The 20,434-nt window shown below is 36.5% G+C and carries 22 protein-coding genes and 1 other RNA gene; 1 reads left to right on the forward strand and 22 read right to left on the reverse strand.

The features are described 5' to 3' along the window. Positions 1-13: 13 nt before the first annotated feature. From FW768_RS03640 to FW768_RS03735, 20 genes are all read right to left on the reverse strand, one after another. Positions 14-676 (reverse strand): histidine kinase, encoded by a 663-nt coding sequence (locus FW768_RS03640; RefSeq protein ID WP_153392492.1) that lies wholly within the window; start codon positions 674-676, stop codon positions 14-16. Next, positions 673-1,071, reverse strand: a complete 399-nt coding sequence (locus FW768_RS03645; RefSeq protein WP_153392495.1) for a hypothetical protein — start codon at positions 1,069-1,071, stop codon at positions 673-675. Before FW768_RS03645 ends, FW768_RS03640 begins: the two co-directional genes overlap by 4 nt. A 110-nt stretch (positions 1,072-1,181) precedes the next feature. Continuing rightward, positions 1,182-1,904, reverse strand: coding sequence for a 3-deoxy-manno-octulosonate cytidylyltransferase (gene kdsB, locus FW768_RS03650; RefSeq protein ID WP_153392498.1), 723 nt, complete (start codon positions 1,902-1,904; stop codon positions 1,182-1,184). Between the two features lie 69 nt (positions 1,905-1,973). Further along, a complete protein-coding gene (locus FW768_RS03655) occupies positions 1,974-2,678 on the reverse strand; it encodes a hypothetical protein (RefSeq protein ID WP_153392501.1) in 705 nt (234 codons plus the stop codon). A gap of 75 nt (positions 2,679-2,753) precedes the next feature. Beyond that, positions 2,754-4,007 (reverse strand): pyridoxal phosphate-dependent aminotransferase, encoded by a 1,254-nt coding sequence (locus tag FW768_RS03660; RefSeq protein WP_153392504.1) that lies wholly within the window; start codon positions 4,005-4,007, stop codon positions 2,754-2,756. A gap of 33 nt (positions 4,008-4,040) precedes the next feature. After that, complete coding sequence (locus tag FW768_RS03665; protein ID WP_153392522.1) at positions 4,041-4,934, reverse strand: outer membrane protein assembly factor BamD; 894 nt, start codon at positions 4,932-4,934, stop codon at positions 4,041-4,043. 6 nt (positions 4,935-4,940) lie between these two features. Then, positions 4,941-6,656, reverse strand: a complete 1,716-nt coding sequence (locus FW768_RS03670; RefSeq protein WP_153392525.1) for a phospho-sugar mutase — start codon at positions 6,654-6,656, stop codon at positions 4,941-4,943. Between the two features lie 211 nt (positions 6,657-6,867). Then, complete coding sequence (locus FW768_RS03675; RefSeq protein ID WP_231128628.1) at positions 6,868-7,143, reverse strand: four helix bundle protein; 276 nt, start codon at positions 7,141-7,143, stop codon at positions 6,868-6,870. 55 nt (positions 7,144-7,198) lie between these two features. Next, positions 7,199-7,900, reverse strand: coding sequence for a GIN domain-containing protein (locus FW768_RS03680; RefSeq protein ID WP_153392528.1), 702 nt, complete (start codon positions 7,898-7,900; stop codon positions 7,199-7,201). Between the two features lie 5 nt (positions 7,901-7,905). Further along, on the reverse strand, positions 7,906-8,634 hold the full coding sequence (locus tag FW768_RS03685) for a DUF3667 domain-containing protein (protein WP_153392531.1): 729 nt from the start codon (positions 8,632-8,634) through the stop codon (positions 7,906-7,908). Positions 8,635-8,661: 27 nt separating this feature from the next. Beyond that, positions 8,662-8,991, reverse strand: a complete 330-nt coding sequence (locus tag FW768_RS03690; protein WP_185151929.1) for a hypothetical protein — start codon at positions 8,989-8,991, stop codon at positions 8,662-8,664. Positions 8,992-9,154: 163 nt separating this feature from the next. Further along, positions 9,155-10,207, reverse strand: coding sequence for a DUF2931 family protein (locus FW768_RS03695; RefSeq protein WP_153392536.1), 1,053 nt, complete (start codon positions 10,205-10,207; stop codon positions 9,155-9,157). Next, the gene (locus FW768_RS03700) at positions 10,207-12,519 is read right to left on the reverse strand and encodes a T6SS phospholipase effector Tle1-like catalytic domain-containing protein (protein ID WP_153392539.1); all 2,313 of its coding nucleotides are present in this window, start codon (positions 12,517-12,519) and stop codon (positions 10,207-10,209) included. Before FW768_RS03700 ends, FW768_RS03695 begins: the two co-directional genes overlap by 1 nt. Before the next feature lie 47 nt (positions 12,520-12,566). After that, positions 12,567-13,256: a hypothetical protein gene (locus FW768_RS03705; RefSeq protein WP_185151930.1), complete on the reverse strand. Its 690-nt coding sequence runs from the start codon at positions 13,254-13,256 to the stop codon at positions 12,567-12,569. Further along, a complete protein-coding gene (locus tag FW768_RS23925; RefSeq protein WP_196782921.1) occupies positions 13,240-14,466 on the reverse strand; it encodes a DUF4280 domain-containing protein in 1,227 nt (408 codons plus the stop codon). Before FW768_RS23925 ends, FW768_RS03705 begins: the two co-directional genes overlap by 17 nt. Positions 14,467-14,836: 370 nt before the next feature. Further along, the gene (locus tag FW768_RS03715; RefSeq protein ID WP_153392545.1) at positions 14,837-15,469 is read right to left on the reverse strand and encodes a WD40 repeat domain-containing protein; all 633 of its coding nucleotides are present in this window, start codon (positions 15,467-15,469) and stop codon (positions 14,837-14,839) included. Positions 15,470-15,472: 3 nt separating this feature from the next. Beyond that, entirely contained in the window at positions 15,473-16,057 is a 585-nt protein-coding gene (locus FW768_RS03720; RefSeq protein ID WP_153392548.1) for an ankyrin repeat domain-containing protein, read from the reverse strand. 146 nt (positions 16,058-16,203) lie between these two features. After that, complete coding sequence (locus FW768_RS03725; protein WP_153392550.1) at positions 16,204-17,172, reverse strand: hypothetical protein; 969 nt, start codon at positions 17,170-17,172, stop codon at positions 16,204-16,206. A gap of 117 nt (positions 17,173-17,289) precedes the next feature. After that, the gene (locus FW768_RS03730) at positions 17,290-18,240 is read right to left on the reverse strand and encodes a glycosyltransferase family 2 protein (protein ID WP_153392553.1); all 951 of its coding nucleotides are present in this window, start codon (positions 18,238-18,240) and stop codon (positions 17,290-17,292) included. Between the two features lie 18 nt (positions 18,241-18,258). After that, entirely contained in the window at positions 18,259-18,858 is a 600-nt protein-coding gene (locus FW768_RS03735) for a DUF4199 domain-containing protein (protein WP_153392556.1), read from the reverse strand. A gap of 130 nt (positions 18,859-18,988) precedes the next feature. Here FW768_RS03735 and ffs point away from each other — a divergent pair. Continuing rightward, positions 18,989-19,086: signal recognition particle sRNA small type (gene ffs, locus FW768_RS03740), an RNA gene on the forward strand. Between the two features lie 115 nt (positions 19,087-19,201). Here ffs and FW768_RS03745 read toward each other — a convergent pair. Both FW768_RS03745 and FW768_RS03750 read right to left on the reverse strand, forming a co-directional pair. Continuing rightward, positions 19,202-19,888 (reverse strand): metal-dependent hydrolase, encoded by a 687-nt coding sequence (locus tag FW768_RS03745; RefSeq protein WP_153392559.1) that lies wholly within the window; start codon positions 19,886-19,888, stop codon positions 19,202-19,204. Positions 19,889-19,985: 97 nt separating this feature from the next. Further along, a complete protein-coding gene (locus FW768_RS03750; protein WP_153392562.1) occupies positions 19,986-20,432 on the reverse strand; it encodes an SRPBCC family protein in 447 nt (148 codons plus the stop codon). Positions 20,433-20,434 lie beyond the last annotated feature (2 nt).

The following is a 20,434-nucleotide window of genomic DNA, read 5'->3' on the forward strand; positions in this document are numbered from 1 at the left end:
TATTTTTCTTCTGTTAAAACTTAAAAATATTCGCAGGAAATACTTTGTTAACGTCTATTCTGTTCAACAGCATTACATAGTCTCCGTCTTTTTTAGTACTTGATGATTCTATTTTAAAAGGCATCAGAAGATTACCTACTTTTTTATAGTCAGCATATACAAGGGTTTCATCTTTTTTAATCTCCTTTAAGAGCATATAAGTTTTAGTATCGAAATAGTAAAAGTTCTTATTTACGTTTTTCGTTAACTCTACTTTATGGCAGTAGATCTCTCCTACTTTTTCTTTTCCGAGATATTTCGCTTCAAAACCTTTGCTTTCCCAGTCTATAAAGTCATTATCAAAACTTTCCGGCACATATTCTGCGTATTCCTGCAGCTTATTGGCAGCATAATTCATAGCATAACCTTTCGTCCCGTCAAAGCCTTCAATCGCTGTATCTTTTCCGTTAATGGTGATCACCGTTTTGGTAAGATTCGGGCGCTGCTGGTATATTTTTATGGGATATTCATCTTTGATTCCTAGAACAACTTTTCCCTGCAGCATTACTGAATTTAAAAGCTTCCAGTTCGTTAGTCCTCCGGAAAGCTCTATATTTTTATCTATAATTTCCTTTGCGGTCTGAGAATACAGTGAAGTTGTAACGATTAAAAGAACTAAATATATTATTTTTTTCATTTATTTTTTTTAAAATAGTAATGTAAAGAAGGTCTGAACACTAAACCCAGCTCTCCTTTTTTCTTTTGAGGTACGAGATTCCCGTTATCGTACTTAAAAATCAATCCAGGATCTTCATCCAGCTCCATTGGCTTTGCAAGATATAATATTTTATTTTCAAATCTATAGTTTACTGGTCCTTCTTTGGTTTCTTTTTTAGATGGTATTTCCAAATAAGATGGATAGAGTTTATTATTTTTGAATTCCAGAACGATAAAGGTGTATCTGTCCAATGCTCCGTTCGTTGTCGCTATGCAGCTGTGTCTGATTTGAGCATAAAATTTTTTATCATTCAGATTCTGACCTTTTACACCTGAAAGGCAAAATAATATTCCTATTAAAAATAAGTTCTTCACCAATACCCTTATTTATCTATCCAAATATAAGAGGAATTGGTTGAAAAAGCAAAGATGAAGAAGCCTGAGAAATGAATTTTACATCAGAGAACCAGTGAATTTCCTTATTTTCAGATTAATTTCCTTGCTTTTTCCAGGTCTTCCGGAGTATCGATTCCTACGCCTACAAAATTGGTTTCTATCATTTTGATCTTCATTCCGTATTCCAGGTAGCGGATGCATTCAATTTTTTCTGATATTTCCAGAGGCTTCATTTCCAGTTTTGAGAACTGAAGCAGCGCATGTTTCCTGAAAGCGTAGACTCCGATATGCTTGAAGTAATCTACCTTATAAGAAACTTCCCTATGAAAGGGAATAGCAGAACGGCTGAAATAAAGGGCAAAACCATTATTATCGGTAATTACTTTTACGTTATTCGGGTTTTCGATTTCTTCCTTTTCTGTAAGCTTTATTTTTAGAGATGCCAGTGAAATTTCCTGATTATGATCTTCATGAAAAACTCCGATCAGCTGTTTTAATGGTTCCAGCTTCAGGAAAGGCTCGTCTCCCTGTACATTGATCACAATATCACAATCAATGTTCTGTACGGCTTCTGCAATACGGTCGCTTCCTGTTTCATGCTGACCCGTCATTACGGCTTTTCCACCGTTTTTTACAATCTCATCAAAAATAATTTCGGAGTCTGTGGCTACAAAAACCTCATCAAATAACCCTGTCTCTACAACATTCTGATAGGTTGTGGTGATCACAGTTCTTTCACCTAATTTCTGCATCAATTTCCCCGGAAAGCGGCTGGCTTCATATCTTGCAGGAATAACAGCGATTATTTTCATATTCTTCTAATTGTCAGTTTTTTATAAAAATACTTCAGTTTTGTTGTTAACAAAATTCAAGTATTTTAATTATTTTTCATACTTATAAAAATATACATTCTGAGGCTTATCAGACTTGTAATCAAAAGGATAAACCAGCGTACTGTCTTTTACTTTCATACCGTAAAACTGAGCTCTAACGATATTGGATGCAATAAGCTGTACTTCTGCTGAAACGAAATCCGGATCATAAACCATTTTTCTCTCAGTTTCAAGATCTTCCGTTATAATTGTTTTTAAGTAGAGCTTATAATGTAGGGAATCTTTTGTTTTATAAGTAAAGACATAAGTATATCCCCTGTCAAATTCAAATACATGCTCCTTTTTATTGAATCTAAACTTTTTAAAGGATTCCATACTACTTCCGCAGTGCTTCAATAATGCCCATTTTGAATCAGAAAGAGTGATATCTTTTTCACCGGTTTTTTTGACGATAAAATAATCTACGTCTATCATTCCCGGATAATAAGCACGTTCATTTTTCAGAATAAGTTTGTTGAGTTTTGAATTGGGGCCTCTATCCAGTTCCATTATTCTCACACTGTCTTTATCTTTAATAATCCGGCCATCAAATGTCCTGCCTTTGGTTATAAACTGATACTTGTTACGTCCTGTCTGGTTGATCACTACTGAATCGCATGCATTATCAACAGAATAAAGCACATAATTTTCTTTTTTACAAGAGATCAAAAGGATTCCTGCGAGTATAATAAAACCTTTTCTAAGGTAATTCATCGTTTAATGTAACAATATAGCAATACAACAGTGTAGCAATTCTTAATAAACTATTACACTGTTGTATAGGGAGATTTATTTAAGATTATTCAATGCGTTTTCCAGTTTCGGAAGCATTACTTTGATCTCATCAATGGCAAGTCCTCCAACAGAAGCACGGAACCAAGGTTCTGATTTTTCTTCTCCGAAAGCTGAGAACGGAACTAAAGCCACTCCTGCATCATTGATCAGGTAAAATACAAGATCAGATGAGTTTTCAATGACAGATCCGTCCGGTTTTGTTTTTCCGATATAGTCTAATTTAATAGTAAGATAAAGGGCTCCCATCGGTTCAATACTGTCTACGGTAAGTCCTTTGGCTTTTAAATCCTGGATTCCACCGTGAAGAACTTTTAAGCTGTCTTCCAGCTTTGCTTTAAAATCTTCTACGAATACGTTTACATTTTCAGGGTTTTCATAGAATTTTGCAGTTGCTTCCTGCTCAGGTTTTGGTGCCCAGGCTCCAACGTGTGTTAGAAGCGCTTTCATCTTATCAATGATATGCGCAGGACCGAATCCCCATCCTACACGTACTCCTGTTGCAGCAAGACATTTTGAGATTCCGTCAATATATATGGTATATTCCTTCATTTCAGGGAAAAGAGAAACCGGATCTACGTGTTCTGCTCCAAAAGTAAGGTTGGAATAGATCTGGTCATACATTAAGTATAAAGGTTTTTCGTCTGCTCCTCTTTTTTTGTTTTCAGCGATCACCAGCTCACAGATTTCTGAAAGCTGCTCTCTTGTAAACATGGTTCCTGTAGGGTTCAATGGAGAACAAAGGGCTAAAAGAACTGCTCCATCCAAATGCGGTCTCAAATCATCTGCTGTCGGAAGGAAGTTGGTTTCAGGCTTTGTTTTTACTTCTACGGCATTGGCGGAAGTAAGGTAAGCATAGTGGTTGTTGTTCCATGACGGAGTTGGATATACTACTTTGTCTCCTTCATCTACAATGGTTTTGTAAACAGCGTAGATCAACGGTCTTGATCCTGCAGTGATAAGGATATCATTCGGTGCGTAATCCAGATTCCATCTGCTTTTCAGGTCTTTTGAAACTTCTTTTCTTAAAGATAAAAGTCCGTTGGCAGGCGGATAATTCGTCAGATTATTCTGATAAGCTTTCTGAATCTCTTCCTTCAGCAGGGCTGGAATAGGATAGATATTAGAATTCAGGTCACCAATAGTAAGATTGGCTATTTCTGCTCCTTTTGCCTTTAAATCATTTACTTCATTACCAATTTTTACAATTTCTGAACCAATCAGGTTCGCCGCTAATTTTGAAACTTTCACTTTATTTTTATTTAAAATTTACTAATATTGTCTTTATACATCCATTTTCTCACGTATCTGATCCACTGGCATCTGTGCCTCAAAAAGGGCCATTAGTTCCTTAGCTTTTTTTGCCGTGTTGGAATTCGGATATTTTTTTATGATCCTTTTGAATTCCTTTATGTTTTCATCGTATAGTTTTCCGTCTGCGCTTTCGTAGGTCATTGTATTATCCATACCGAAAAGATAATCGTCCAGATAATTATTATAGTCCTGCTTTACTGTTTTTAAAAGCTTACTTTTAGGATATTTATTAATAAAATTCTCCCAGAATATCAACCTCTCTCCTAGTTCTTCCCAAGTAATGATCAGCCCGGCATCTGCGGCATAATTGCTTTCGCTTTCTTTTGCAGTCTGAGTAATATACAGTTCATAATCCGGGGTTACTTTTCCCTTAAAAATAGGAGGATAATATCCGGGAATGGTCCAGATCTCGGTTATTCCTTCTCCTACTTCCCTGAATTCAAGGCCTACTTTTTTCAGTTCAGCAGCCACTTTCTTTACATTGTCCGGAAGATTATATTGATCTTTATCGTAGTTGTAATAATTGACATACTTGTCTAAAATATCACTGTGCAAAGTACTTAGACATTCTGTATACTTTTCTCTTATCTGAACAAAATCTTCATATGTTTTATCATTTTGTTCCGGAGTGTTCGCTGCAAGCTCTTTTTCAATCTTAGTACGATACCATTGAAGAGCAGTGATGTAATCTTCCGTTTTATGGGAAGGAGAACATGCCGTATCAATTGGTTTATACTGATCTTCTTTGGCTTCAGTTTTAACAATTGAATCGTTTGCCGGCTTTACATCAGAAACTGCAGCTTCCTTTTTACAGGAAACTACAGCCACAGACAGTATACAAACTGCTATAATTTGTTTTATCATAATCTGTTAATCCAGTTTTAAATCTGTTTTAACGGCTCCGATCTTCGCTTCCAATGATTTTAATTTATCTATGAAATCTGCTTCTGAAGTAATGGAGTCTTTCACCGACACATAAAATTTAATTTTCGGTTCGGTTCCGGAAGGCCTTACGCAGACTTTTGTTCCATCCTGTGTATAGTAAATCAATACATTGGACTTCGGAATATCATTCATTACTTTTATTTCATTGTTAGAAACACTGAAACTGGTCTGCTCTTTAAAGTCCTTGATTTCCTCTACCAATGAGCCTGCAAGCTCTTTCGGAGGATTTTCACGGAAGTTTTTCATCATATTCTGAATTTCTTCAGCCCCTTCTTTTCCTTTTCTTACGATATTGATCAGTCCTTCGTAATACATTCCCAGATCTTTGTAAATCTCGATCATGTATTGGTACATTGTTTTCCCGTTGGCTTTACACCAGGCAGCGATTTCACAGGCTAAAAGGATACTTCCACAAGAGTCTTTATCACGAACAAAGTCTCCGGTCATGAATCCGAAGCTTTCTTCGCCTCCGCAGACAAATTTCTGAGTTCCTTCTGCTTCACGGATCATTTTCCCGATCCATTTGAATCCTGTAAGTCCCACTTTGCATTCTACGCCAAACTTTTGGGCAATATCAAAGAAAATATCGGACGTTACAATGGTAGAGCCAATGAATTCTTTTCCGGTAATTCTTCCCTGCTTTCTCCATTCGTTCAGAATGTAATACGTAAGAATGGTGTTGGTCTGGTTTCCGTTCAGCAGCTGCATTTCACCATCAAGGTTTCTTACGGCAATTCCAAGTCGGTCTCCGTCCGGATCTGTTCCGATTACAATATCTCCATTGGTAATTCTTGCAAGGTCCATCGCCATTTCCAGTGCAGCCGGTTCTTCCGGGTTCGGAGAATCTACGGTAGGGAAATTTCCGCTTGGGATCATCTGTTCTCTTACCAGATCAATCTTTTTAAATCCTGCTTTTTCCAGGGCTTTAGGAATGGTTGTATAGGTTGTTCCGTGGATGGAGGTGAAAACAATGTTTAAGTTTTCTTTTCCTACGTTCTGATACGTGGAATTTTCTATACAGGCATCGATGTACACATCATCCTGCTCCTCTCCGATCCATTCGATCAGGTCGTCATTTCCGTTGAATTTAATTTCGTCAAATTTCACGGAATATACTTCATTGATAATGGCTTCATCATTAGGCGGAACAATCTGTGCCCCGTCATTCCAGTATACTTTATAACCGTTGTATTCAGGTGGGTTGTGAGAAGCTGTCAGTACAATTCCTCCGTTACATTTTTTATCACGTACAGTAAAGGAAAGTTCCGGGGTTGGTCTGTGCTCTTTGAAAAGCAGGACTTTGATTCCGTTTGCCGTTAAAACATCTGCAACCAGTTTTCCGAATTCTTTTGAATTATTACGTACATCATAGGCAATGGCTACTTTAATCTCTTCGCCTTTAAACTGAGCCAGCATATAGTTTGCCAGTCCCTGAGTTGCCTGACCTAATGTATATTTGTTTAAGCGGTTGGTTCCTACTCCCATAATTCCTCTCATTCCTCCTGTTCCGAATTCCAGTTCTCTGTAGAAAGAATCTTCCAGATCCGGAGAATTGCTGTCAATTAACAGCTGTACCGCCTCTCTTGTTTCTTTATCGAATGTATCGCTTAACCAAAGTTTCGCCTTTTCTAATGTTGTCATATGTGTATTTAAGTTTGGAAGCTGGAGGATGGAAGTTTGTTTATCCCACAATTCAAATCCACAGCTTTGTTTTATTATTTTATTTTTAATTAATGAAGAACGAGCAATTACCCAGACCTTCTATTATTATCTAATCTTTAAGTTGATTTCTGAATGCTATAATCTGATTCATTAAATTATAACATTCGTTATACATTTTATCAAATTCTTCTTATGAAATATATTTTCTATTTTTTGCTTTATACAGACATGTTACGGTTTCAGCTAGAGAACGGATAGAATAACCGAGAAATTTTTTAAATTCTTTGTTCGACTGCAAAATACTGCCTTCAGAAATATTAAGTGCAATAGAATCAGATGCTCTTCGTATTTGTGATGCCAGATTAAAAATTTCATCTTTGGGAAAGTTCAAAGTCAAACTAAAAATCTGTTCTGCAAAATTCATTGACTTCTGCCAAATCACCAATTTCTCAAATTTGAAACTCATCAATTTGTATTTTAATCTATTCTTCCATCTCCCAGCTTCCCTCTTCCTGTCTTTATTACTCTAATTTTTTATTTTCTACTCGGGTTGACTTATCAATTTTAAATGCTCTGATCGGATTGTTATAATAGATAAACTTTGCGGTGTTCTGAATATGTCCTTTTAACGAATCTTTTACATTCACCTCAGCATAGTTTCCGTTTTTAGAGTCGATGTTCAGATTCGTGATTTTCCAGTAAGGAGCGATTAAGCTTGCGGTATCGGAAATTTTTATCACTGCTTCCTTAGTCAGACCAAGAAAGTTGGCCCTGCTTCTGTTGTGCATCTCCACTTCTGCTCTTCTTGTATTCACCGATCCCATAAATGTAGCGTTATTTTTCAGATTAAGTCTGAAGTTATCGGTCTTAATTTCGCTTGAAATATTCATTTCAACAGAGTCTGAAACGGCTACTTTTTCAAGGTTATATTTTGAATAAATGGTTACGTTATAAAAATCTACCCCTTTTGTACCTCTCTTCTCTTTGATGGAAAGCGTTTTATCTTTCACATCCACATCTAAATTGGAGGCTACGTTAGGATAGGTTTCTATCTCTACAAAATTCTTAGGCCCTCTGGCATAAAATACACGGAATTTCCCTTCAAGATCCAGATTTACAAATTCTGAAACTTCCACATCTTTCTTTTCAATGGTTCCTTTTGGAGAAACTTTTCCGCAGGAAACCGCCACAATAAGCAGGGATGTGTACAATATTTTCTTCATATTTATTAAAATATTCTATATAAAATCATTACAATAGCAAGACTTTCTACTCCCATCAGAACATAAAGAACTGCTGTTCTCCATAGCAGGCCCGGTTTTGAATATGAATTTTTAAAAGCATTCCAATAGGTAACTGCCGGAAACAGAATAAAAAGAGCAAATAAAATCTTGTCCAGGACATCAAAAATCTTAGTCACAGGCTTCCACAGCCCGATGAGACTTACAATATCATTTAACAAAAATAGGATTAAAATTCCTAAAAGGCTTACTGTTCCAATGATAAAATGCTCGGCAATGTTCAATTTTATTCTTTTGAAAAGAAAAAAAGCATTGAAGGCCAGCATCGGAATGATAACAAAAAGTATTGTTTTGGAATAGTTTGAGAAAAATGATTTTACCTGCGAATCTTCGGCCAGGGTTTCCGGCGGTGCTAATTTTTCATAGAAGTGAAGCCCAAGGACGTTGAAACTGAAAAGAATCAGCAGCAACGAAAGAAAATTGTAGTACCTGACCCTTTTTCCTGAGATATAATCCATTGCTGTTTTTCCGGGTCTGAACAAAATGTCTTTTACGGTATTGAAGAATCGGGTTTCTATGTGCCAGATTGAACCCAGAATATCGCTTTTGATGAGTGTGCGGGTTGTTATTCTTCCTGTATCCGACTTCTGTCCGCAATGAGGGCAAAACTCATCGTAGATTTTATGACCGCAATTCAGACAGCTTTTTTTGCTCATCCTTTATCAGTTAAGGTTATATTCACTTTATTTTCTTCTGTAAAACCAGGTTGTAGGTTTCTTCTCATCTGATAAGAGCAGATGATCACGGCTTACATAGGAAATTTTCATAACAATTGTATCTTTGTTCTGGCTGTATTTCATTTTCAACACATTTTTCTTATTCCAGTAGCTTCCTTTATTTTCCATGACCTCAAAAGATCCATTGTTGTGGAAAATCAAAGTTCCGGTTCCTGCTTTAGAGTGGTTTTCTTTATTTTTCAGGGTATCTACATTGTTGAGTACTTTATCATACACTTCAATAAACTCCCAGCTTCCTTCCAGCTTTTGTATTTTACAGGAAGACAGGAGCAACAAGGCAAAGCATGTTAAAAAAAATCTGGCCAATTTGATTTTCAATATTCGTTTAAAAACTTACACCAACATTCTGGTTTCTGAATCCTACACTTCTACAAATATAAAGAAAAAGCACCATTTTCAGGTGCTTATTTATGTTTTCAAAATTTATAATTGGTATATTTTACCCTCCCCAGATTTCAACAATCTTTACTTTTTTCAATTCTACTTTTTCACCATCACATTCTGCATATACCTTAATATCCTTATACATAAATGAAGGAACCAATACAATATCTATAGGCTTTCCAGAATGTTTTTCTTTGAAATTTTCAAATATTTTCATCAGCTCCTCATCATTAAATCCTATTTCTGCGCTATACTTCTGCATCATAAAGATCACATTATAAGGTATTGCATCTTTTTTATATACTTCAGCCGCTTTTGCACCGATTAAGTATTCTGATTCTCCATTATAATTCAAACGATAAATTTGAACAAAAGTATCTTTCTCATCGTAAGGATGAAGCTTAAAGCGGTAATTATACTTTTCCCTATATTTGTCCCATAACCCATAGGGAATTCCGGTTTTTTCAATTTCAGTTTTAATACTGTCAGGAATTGAAATCTTGTATAATTCCTCAAAGAATCCCTGCTGGGTCCTGTTATGTGGATTATCATAAAAATCATTGACATCTACAGTGGTCTCTTTAGCCTGCAGACGACAAATTTCTGTTCTGTGGTGGTTGCCTGACAGCCATACTATTATAACACCGCCAGGAGCGGCACCAATTGCAATTTCAGTATAAGTTCCCTGAATCCATTTAGCATTTCCATTTTCATCCAGGCCTTCCTGAATTAAAAAACCTTTTTTGAATTCTTCCAGAATTTTGTCTTTGGGAAGAACCCCTTCTACTCTATAAAATTTTTTCTCTGCATAGGCAACATACGTAAGATCAATGTAAGATGGAATAATATTTCCTCCCTGTCCTGCTTTTGCGCCATCATACTGCCACGGTCCATCTTCCATTCCACCTTTTGGAACTCCACTTATAAGTTTCTTATTTTCATCACCCAGATAACCTTCATGTACTTCCGCTGTAAAACCGGTGGCTGCTGAAAATGTTACAGCATAGGAAAAATCTTTTTTATTTTCTATATTCATTTGTTTGTCTCCTTTGCTGCAGCTTTGTAATAAGAGTATCCCACACAGCAGATTGATTAATAGTATTTTCATTAGTACACAATTCTTTTCCTTTTTCCATTTTCTATATTAGGATGATCTTTCTGAACAGGAATTTCAGAGGCTTTTTGTCCATATCTTGAGTTCCAATGCAAATAATTATTACGAAGGAATTTAATCCATTCATTCTTTTTGTCAGCTTCTGCATTCAGTTTTGCCTGTCCTTCATATTCACGCATCCTTCTTTCTCTTTCATACCGGGCTGCATCCGGACTGTTTGTTGCATATACAATAGGTGGTTCATTATGAACACGCGGCTCAACAAATACAAAAGGTTCTCCTCCTTTGAAAGAATAGTTTTCTAATCTGGTCTTAATGGCTTCTAAGAACTGAACATTTCCAGTAATCCAGTTCCCTTTGAAGTTTTTAAATTCTAATAAGGCTGTCGTATTAATAGGAACTGCTTTCTTATTACAGAAATCAGCCATGATATGCAGAGGAATATAGCTGTACTGGTTACTGATTTTTCTCCTGTTTCCTTCCAAACGGAAATTATTAATGGTAGGTCTGTAAAAAGGATCCTGAATAATAGTAAGTTCACTTTCTTTAAACCAGCCCTGTCTGATCAGTTCAGACCGTAAAGGTTCCAGACTGCTTGCAAATATCGTCGCATCTATCCTTTTAGGATTATCCGGACGGCCTTCTTCATAAGCTCCTCCTACATCACAGTGAACTCCCGGATAATATAATTCTATTCCTCCTTTTTTACAACTTTCTGGAGATGTTTTGGTAACGGACGAAATATTAACCAAGCTAAAATTGGCACGATGCTCATCTGCTGCTACCATGTGTACTACATAATTAGCCCTATTTACATCATCCAGCCCAAGCTGCTTATTATCATTAGACTGGGCAATACCGTAATGTGGTACTGTATCATAAATTCCGACAAAACGGATTACAACTTTCATCTGCTCATCCATAAGCTTTGCTTCATCAAGCAACTGTCCGAGATATCCATATGCCGGCATCATTTTGTAAGCATAAGACTGATCAAGGCTATAACCAAACATATCCCGGGCATTGATAGTCTCTTTACTATAAGTCACTTTGGGTTTGTAGGCACCCTGTGTAACAACATGTACAAAATGGCGTGCTGCCGCTGCTCCCCTACTAAATCCAAATACATCAAAAACTATTGTTCCTACAACTTCGTTGCTTGGTGAAATATTAGATGATATAAATTCTCTTACATCCCGAATAGATTTTCTTACTCTGTCTTTAATTCCAGCACTTCCCATTCCAAAACCTGGGCCTTGCATAACATCATCATCTTCATAATCGTCAGCTGTAAGATCTACTCCTTGCGCTCTTGGAGCTGAGTTTGTCCCTATCCCTTCTGTGTAAACCTTAAATAATTTTTTACCTTTATCCTCATTATACTTTTTAAATAAGATTGCTGGATTTGAAAGATCATTTTCATAACTACTTTCCTGATCATCAGCATCTCCATGTTTATTATATACAGTACTTGCCAGAATTACTCTATTAAGACCGGTTGTGTCAGATTGCGCTTTTCCTTCTGCTTTTTTTCTAAGCTCTGTATTATACATATTATTCAGTGTTCCATCTATAAACACTCCAAATGTAAAATTAACAGCCCTCTTCTTAGGTTTTATCTGAGCCTCGGTCTTTCCTACCACTAAAGGATTATTGGCTGGTTTGGGCTGGTCAATATGTTTTTTCAGTTCATTTTCTACCACCAGCTGCGTTTTTTCTTCTGCCTGGTCTATATGGTTTTTGTATACTATTTTTACAAAGTATTCATGTTCACTTTCGTTTACCCAGTCAGCGTCATTCAGTTTGGTCTGGTATAAATTCAGTTGCTTGAAATATAGAAACGCATAGCCTCTTTCATTAACAGCACTGCTTGTATAGGTTCCCATGGCGCGGTCTCCCGTAGTATCGTCTTCGTAAACAGAAATTTTGAGGGTATCCCCTTTAGGAATATTGGCCGTTTTTATGCTGAGTGTTATTTTATCCAGATAGCCCACTTTTCGTTTTCCAATAGCTTTTCCATTGGAATCCTGCCATTCTACGGACACAATTTTAGGTTTTTCTGCAAGGATGGTCAGATTAATGGAATAAGGGCTCTGTTTGCCATTTTGCACAGCTATTGCAGTCAGTTTTACGGTTTTCCCAGCCAGACTGATATTGAACTTAAATGCGCCGCTGGTACTCGTAGCCAGCACCTTGCCTCCGTATTCTATTTTCCATTCTTTTGTGGTAACTTTTTTACCTCCTGAAGTAAGTGCGTAGGCACAACTTGTCCCGGCAACCGGGCGTGTATCTCCTGTAATAACCATGATAATTCAATTTTAATTAGTTTTCATCCTGTTTAACTTACCTTCAATCAATTCTTCACAGAATAAGAATCTTCATAAGAATCTGTCGAGGTATTATCTTTTACAGAGGTAATTATTTTTTTTATTCTTTTATTATCGTAATAATAGTTTCTTTTGTATTGAAAAGTTTTATCATCATATTTTCCCTGCACTTCAATTTCCTCCAGTCCGTCTTTTCCTTTTTTGATTCTGGCAGCCTTTATCGTAGAGCTTTCCGGCAGATATGGAAGGGCGTTGCTTTTTGGAAACCTGAAATCACAGCCGCTGTATCCTTCTTTCGTTGATTTACAGTTTTCTTTGATGATATTTTCTATTTCCAGATCTTTCTTTGTAAAATTGAAGTTATTAACCGGAACTTCATCCACTGATAAAGGATTTCCCGACACAACAATGTCCGAAAGACTGGTATAGTAATCGACATATTTAATATTTCCGCCTGCTACCCTCTTTTTCTGTTTCCCATCATAGTTGAATTCTTTTACAATCAGATCGTTTTTATCACGGTTAAAAGTTAAAGAGTCGCTTTCAGCAGAATTTCCGTACACCCTTGCATATTCCGCATGATCAGAATGGAAATAATAGGTGGTCATAATCTCATTATTACCTGAGTGAATGACTTTATAATCATGTTTCTGAGATTTACAGCCGAGGTAAAAAAAGAATACGATAAAAAAATACAGGTTATTTCTTTTTCTCATTGGGTTTCTTTTTTTCATTAGGTTTCTTTTGTTCAGCGGGTTTCTTCTTTCTTGTTTTTAATTCTTTCCAAAAAATAGTTCCTAAAAATACCGCCCTTGATTCCAGAGCAATGGTACCTTCAGTTGCATATTTATTGTTAGGATTTTTGCCCGGAGTATATTTTTCTTTGGGTGCATTAAAGGTGGCTCCCAGTCTTTCAACTCCTGTCTGCCATTTGGTGTGATGCGCATCTGAAATCGTCCATCCCATGGTATTCATATGGATTTCAAACTTCCCTGTTGAATATCTGTCGTCAGTAGCCGGAAAAGCTGCCTGTTCGGCTCCATCCCACATAGTCGCTCCGTTACTCGGATCTTCATCTGTAGTTAATGAACGGATGATAGCCGCTACGGCTAACTGTTTCTTCGTCTCATTGCGTTCTGCAATTTTTGTATTTCTGAATAAAACAGCCTGCTTGCTGTTAACCCCATAAGCCACTTTATTGATTTTATGAACACAGGCTATGGCAAGCATTTCGTTTTCAAGCTCTGTTTCCATTTCAACATTACCTCTGTATGCTGAACTTTCTCCGTATATGGTGGATGCTTTTTCAACAAACTTTTCATTAGTAATAGCGGCTTCTTTTTCTTTTAACAGACTCTTTTCAATATTAATTCCCGACCATTTCTTATCTGCCTTTACTTTATCATATTCCTCCTGCGTAGCCAGATATATTTTGGCGCTTTTCTCTAAGCCGCCCAGATATAATCCTTCTTTGGTATAATAGATATACTCGGTATTATCTTCTTCTGCAGGTAACAGCTGTGCGGCCACTTCAGGACGTACGTTATCCACATTCTGCTGGGTGGGTTCTGCGGTTTGTCCATGGAATATAATTTCTATACTCGGAGTTCCGCTGATGGCACAGGTGGCTTTACTGTCTTCAAGAAGAGCATTTCCGCCATTGTCTTCCACTGTGATTTTGTCATAATAACCATCCCATTTTGTCACTGTAGGTGTACAGGGATTGTTATTCATTTTAGCACAGCTTCCGAAGGTATTTTTTTCAAAAGTTGTCCCGATGTCCACGTGAGTGGCCATTAATTTTTCGCTGCCGTCTTTATCGTTGATGTAGCGTTTGCTCTGAGTCTTTACCATAAGCTTATCCGGAGCTGTTCCGAACTGGCACTTACAGATGGCACCCTGGCAAACCAAATGTTTCTCACTCATCCTTTTTGGTGTTTTCTATACTTTTGCTCCACTGTGTTTTTTCTTCAGAAAATTGGTTTGCAGAAGGCTTATACCTCAAATTTCTTCACAACATACTGCAAAGAATTTATTTTAAAACACGGATTATTTTCTGTAGAAGTAATATCTGGGCAATCGCTCAGTATTACTGTAAAAAGACATCAGGTCCGGCTAGGACTTCAGGGATCAAAAAGTACTTGCATATTAATATTTTTTTATGATTTGGTATATCAAAGATAAGATTCCTGACGATATATTTCAATATATTTTTTAAATTATTGATTATTATAGAAAATTGATAACACCTGATACTATTTTTATTATTTGACTTATATTTAATCGCTCCGTTATCCTAAAGGCTAAAACTGTACTTTTCATTATTAAAAATCACAGTACATTCGTTTTCATTAAATGTTATTTTCCCCAACCCATATACTCCGTCTAACTTATGTTTAATGACTCCGGAATTCCAATCCCAAAAAACAAGATTGTTATCAATAAGCGATGCTATAAGTTCTTTGTGGATAATAATTCTTCCATCTTTAACTACAGAGCTGCCTTTTGTGGGCAAAACTAAACATTTGGGTCTCTGTGTATGAATTACTTTTTTTTGAGAAATGGAATATCTGTAAAAAATATGATCATGATCCAATATCAGCACATGTTCGTTATCGGGAGCAAATTTAGCATCAATAATTCCGGCATAATTACTTTTAAATTTAGCGAACATTTTACCACTGCCGATATCCCATATTCTTACTGTAAAGTCGTATGGAGACCAATTATCTCCGGATCCGCTCAGTACATATTTACCATCATGAGAAAAGTCCGAGCAATTAATCCCATGTGTATGCCCGCTAAAAGAAATAACTTTCTTGCCGGTTTCGGTATTTAAGAGCGTAAGTGTTTTTTCTCCTACAGCTTCAAGGCATCCGTCTTTACTTATACTTGGATGTGAATAATAAATTTCATAATCGATATTCATTCATTATTGTTTTAAAAGTTCAATGATAATTGCACATTTTTCCTGCAGTTCCTCGCTCCAGGAAGAATAAGATTCATATCGTTTTTGGGCAATATCCATTGCTGTAAATCCATCATTATTTTTAAGAGTACGATCAACCCCTTTGCTTAATAAAAATTCAACCATTTCTACAGATGGGGATGAGGCCAGCAGACTTGCATGGAGTAATGAATTATTTTTATTTACATCCAAAGCATCAAAATTAACATCGTGTTTAACGATCTTTTTAAAAAATCTTTTATCTTGAGGATAACAGCTCACCATTGAAAAAACAAGGGGCCACTTCATCTCAGATGAATAATATGTCTCCATTTCTATGTTAGGATCAGCCCCATGATCTAACAGTAATTTAAACGAGTTATATTCATTTCTGGTATAGGCAATGCTTAATATTGGTTTTTTAAAAGAATTATCAGAACTATTTGGAGAAATCCCGTTCAACAACAATGCTTCAAAAACTTCTTTATCCGTAATAAATTCAAATAACATTTCATCTTTTGACTCTATAAATCGATTTTCCAGGATTTCCTTAGCTTGCTTTGCATTCATTTTTATCTATTTTTTTGTATTTGTTTCGAGACAATTTCTGTAGAAGTAATATCCAGTTCCATATTACGGCAGAATATATCAGCTCCGGACAGAGACTTCGGAGATTAAAAAGTATTTATGTAGTATTATTTTTTATGATGGATTCATTAGAGATAAGATTCCTGAAGGTAGATCTCAATACCTATCTTAATTTCCTGATTATCATAGAATGTTGATAATGCTCCTGTAATTGAAAATATATTTCCTCCTTTATCCAGCTGATAAACAAGATCTATTTTTCCTTTGTCTTCATCCAGACTTATTTCATCATAGTATTGTTCACCTTTTACCTGAACAACTATTCTTCCACGGTCTGTAAAAATTCTTTGAAGTGAAAAAACAGCATCATAAGAAACGGTTTCCCCAAAGGAAGGAAAATAAAAATCCAGGCGTTCTTTTTTCTGATAATCAGGATATGAATCATAAAGAGGCATAAAGAACAAAGGATAAAATATATTACGCTGTAAACTTCCTGCTCCGTTTGCTATATTTTCGTAAAAGTGATCAAATCTGGCCACAAGCCCGTCTGTAACCTCTCCCACATAATACTGTTTAATTTTGGGGCGGTATGTTTCTGTCCAGCGGGTTTGTATTTCTTCAGCATTTTCTATCTGGTCTGGTTTTCCTTTCTTATTCAGGGACATCTGCAGCGGATATAGTGCTTCTCCGGCCGTTTCCATCATTTTCTCAACCATCATTCCTACTTCATTATTATTGACGAAGAGCTTCTGACGGGAAACTGAAATCTTATTCTCAGCCTTTTTCTGGATATCAATAAGATAATCGATCTGTAATTCCGATGGCTGCTGGGTGATCAGAACTCCATATGTAAGCTTTTCTGATGCTCCCGGACTGGTGATACGGGAAGCCGGAAGCTGCTTTTCTTTCCACGTATTGTATTTTTCTACAGGAATGTAAATACTGCTGATGTATTTGGGCAGATTTTCGGGAAGCAGCTCATGCAGAGCACAGTGCCGGTTGTGAAACGAGATCAGCTCATGTTTTGAAATATTATATTCTTTTGAGATAGAGTCAATATCTACAAGATCTTTGATCTCTATTTTAATGCTTTCCATGGAGTTTATTTATCATTACGAATATCGGAAAAGGAATTGATGAAATCAAAAAAAATACTCTTAAAAAACATATGTTTTTTAAGAGTATTTATAAATTAGTGATTTATGTTAAATTTATTAAATCACTTCATCAATATTGTAATTTTTATGCTCCCTGTTCGTTCTGATGATCATTTCTCCCAGGAATCCCGCTATAAACAGCAATGTTCCCATCATCATCATCGTCAGTGCAATATAGAACCATGGGTTATTGGTAATCAGATGTCCGTAAATTCCTCTGGCTACATCAATCAGTTTTGAAATCCCCAGCCAAAGTGCTGAAAGAAATCCTACAATAAACATCAAAGTTCCCACTGCTCCGAAAAAGTGCATAGGCCTTCCTCCAAAGCGGCTTACAAACCAAAGGGTTACCAGATCCAGAAAACCTCTGATGAATCTTTCTGTTCCGAATTTTGAGGTTCCGTAAGGTCTTGCCTGATGCTGAACTTCTTTCTCTGTAATTCTTCTGAATCCTGCATTGGCAGCGAGTACCGGAATGTAGCGGTGCATATCTCCATATACATCAATGGATTTTACTACTTGTTTTTTATACGCTTTCAGGCCACAGTTAAAATCGTGAAGATAGACTCCTGAAACTTTTCTGGCCGCCGCATTGAACAGTTTTGACGGTACATTTTTCGTCATGACATTATCAAAACGCTTCTTTTTCCAGCCTGAAACGATGTCATAATTGTCTTCAACCACCATTTTATAAAGCTCGGGAATTTCTTCCGGAAAGTCCTGAAGGTCAGCATCCATGGTAATCACCACGTCTCCGTGGGCTCTTTCGAAGGCAGCATGAAGCGCCTGTGATTTCCCGTAATTTCTGGAAAACTTAATTCCGTGGATCTGAGGATGCTGTATTTTTAAATTCTCAATGATGCTCCACGACAAATCTGTACTTCCGTCGTCTACAAACCAGATCTCATAAGAAAGAGAGGCTGTTCTGCAGACATTATCGATTCTTGAAAAAAGCTCTTCCAGAGAGTCTTCCTCGTTAAGTAACGGAATAACTATAGATAAATTCATTTAATTTTTGATAAAAAATTATTCTTTGATTGTTGGTTCTTCGTACACAGTTCTTGTTCTGAAGAATGCTCCGAAAAATACCGACAAAACTACGTAAAATATAAGAATTGCGGCAAAATATCCTGAAAAATGACTTGCGGTAAGCATATCTTTTCCCTTTACGGCTTCCGGAGAGAAACTAGGAAGTCTTTCTTTGTACTTCTGATCCAGTTCGTCAATGTCTTTCTGATGCTTCAGGATCTTTCTTGCAGAATTATATTCTGTATCCAATTCTGTTTTTTGCCTCTGCACATACTGATAGTTCAGCAGCTTTTTGGCATCTGTGTCTACAAAATTCAGGAATGAATAAATACAGAAAATAGAAAGAATTCCTCCAATAAACATCGGAACGAAAGCTCTTTTGAAAGCATCTTTAAATTTAACTACTTTATTTTTATTCCAGAAAGATTTCACAGACCAGAAGGCTCCTCCTGCATACAAAAGAGGAAGAACAAAAGCATTGATTTTCAAAGACGTATCAAAATAGTTGATTCCTGAAAAGAAGAAATAGGCTACAAAAAATATGATCATTGTAGCGATAAAAAGTAAAATTCCTAGTGTTGATGGACTTTTCGTCATATTTAATTTTTTAGAAAAAAGTGAAAAATTATTTCCTTAAATGTCAGCTGTTTAGCTTTACCACTGCATTTTTTCGACTAATTTTCTTTAATAAAGTTTTGAAGTTTATAAATTATTCCTACCTTTGCAACGGCAAGTCCTAAACAACCAGCTCCTGAGAATCCTCCAGGGTGGGAACGCAGCAAAGGTAATCGGTTGTAGCGGTGTGATTTAGGTAGCTTGCCATTTTTTTTTGGTTTAAATTGAAGAGAGAGGTAATTTGATGATTATCTTTTTTTGTTTTTAATCCTTTCTGCATTACTTTCATTTTTTAACTTTCAAATTACCTCTACCCTGTTTCTATTTAAAATTCGAACTCTTCACCCAGTTTTGGCAATACAAGTTCTACATTTTTATCTGCAAAATGCTTTAATGCATTTTCATGATTGATTTCAATAGCAGGGAATGTATCAAAATGACATCCTATTACTTTTGGAGTTTTTAATAATTCTGCGGCGGCAAAAGCTGCTTTTCTCGGGCACATGGTATAATGGCTTCCGATGGGAAGGATAGAAAGATCAATATTCCCGAAAAGTCTTGGGAACAGCTCCATATCAGCCATTACACCGGTATCTCCCGCCATATAGATGTTCTTGCCTTCAGGCAGTCTGAAAATATATCCTACAGGAACGCCTCCGTAGCTTCCATCCGGAAAAGAACTCGTGTGGTGAGCCGGAACCATGGAAATTTTAAGATCGTCGATTTTTGCTGACCCTCCGAGGTTCACATCGTCTGTATTTTTTGCTGTCTTAAAGTATCCGCAGATTTCCGGAACTGCAATAATGGTGGCTTCAGGATGATGCTGAAGGACTTCCTCTACATCTGCAATATGATCACCGTGCGCATGGGTAAGCAGGATATAATCGATTTTCTGAGCAGAGATATCAAACCCTGATTCCGCTTTTTTATAGTTGTAAAAGGGGTCACTCAGAATGGTTTTGTCTTTGTACGTGAACAAAAAACAGTTTTGTCCTAAGAATTGTATTTTCATTTTTAAGTTTATTTTAGTTTTAAATATCATTGATACCCCTCAACTCATGAGACTGGTATTTTCATAAAGGTCCATATGATGGTAATTAAGAATGGAATTATTGCTGCGGAAATTTATCCTCTATAAGATTCAGGTTGATCCCGTGTTCCAGATAAGCCTTACAACCGTCTAAAACTGTAGTAAATCCTCCTGTATTGTCATTGACCTGCCTTAGAAGTTCTTCACCGGTCTGGCTGAATCCATAGCTTTTAATCACAACAAGGGTTCCTTTTTCCATTACACGGAATTCGTAGTCTACATTCGTTGAAGGATCTCCCCAGATGGTTTTAATCAGCTGGTTCGGGATAATCTGAAGGGTCTTTACATCAGATGATACTCCATACATTTCCCATTCCCAAGTCACTGTTTTACCTTCTTCTAATTTCCCGGTAGATTTTGTAAACCAGAAATGAGTAGTTACTGCAGGGTTGATAAATGCTTCGAAGACATCATCAACCGGTTTTCTGATAAGCATTTGAGCTTCAACATAGATACTAGAACTCATGA

Origin of the sequence: Chryseobacterium vaccae, from assembly GCF_009602705.1 — a bacterium.
GTDB lineage: Bacteria > Bacteroidota > Bacteroidia > Flavobacteriales > Weeksellaceae > Chryseobacterium > Chryseobacterium vaccae.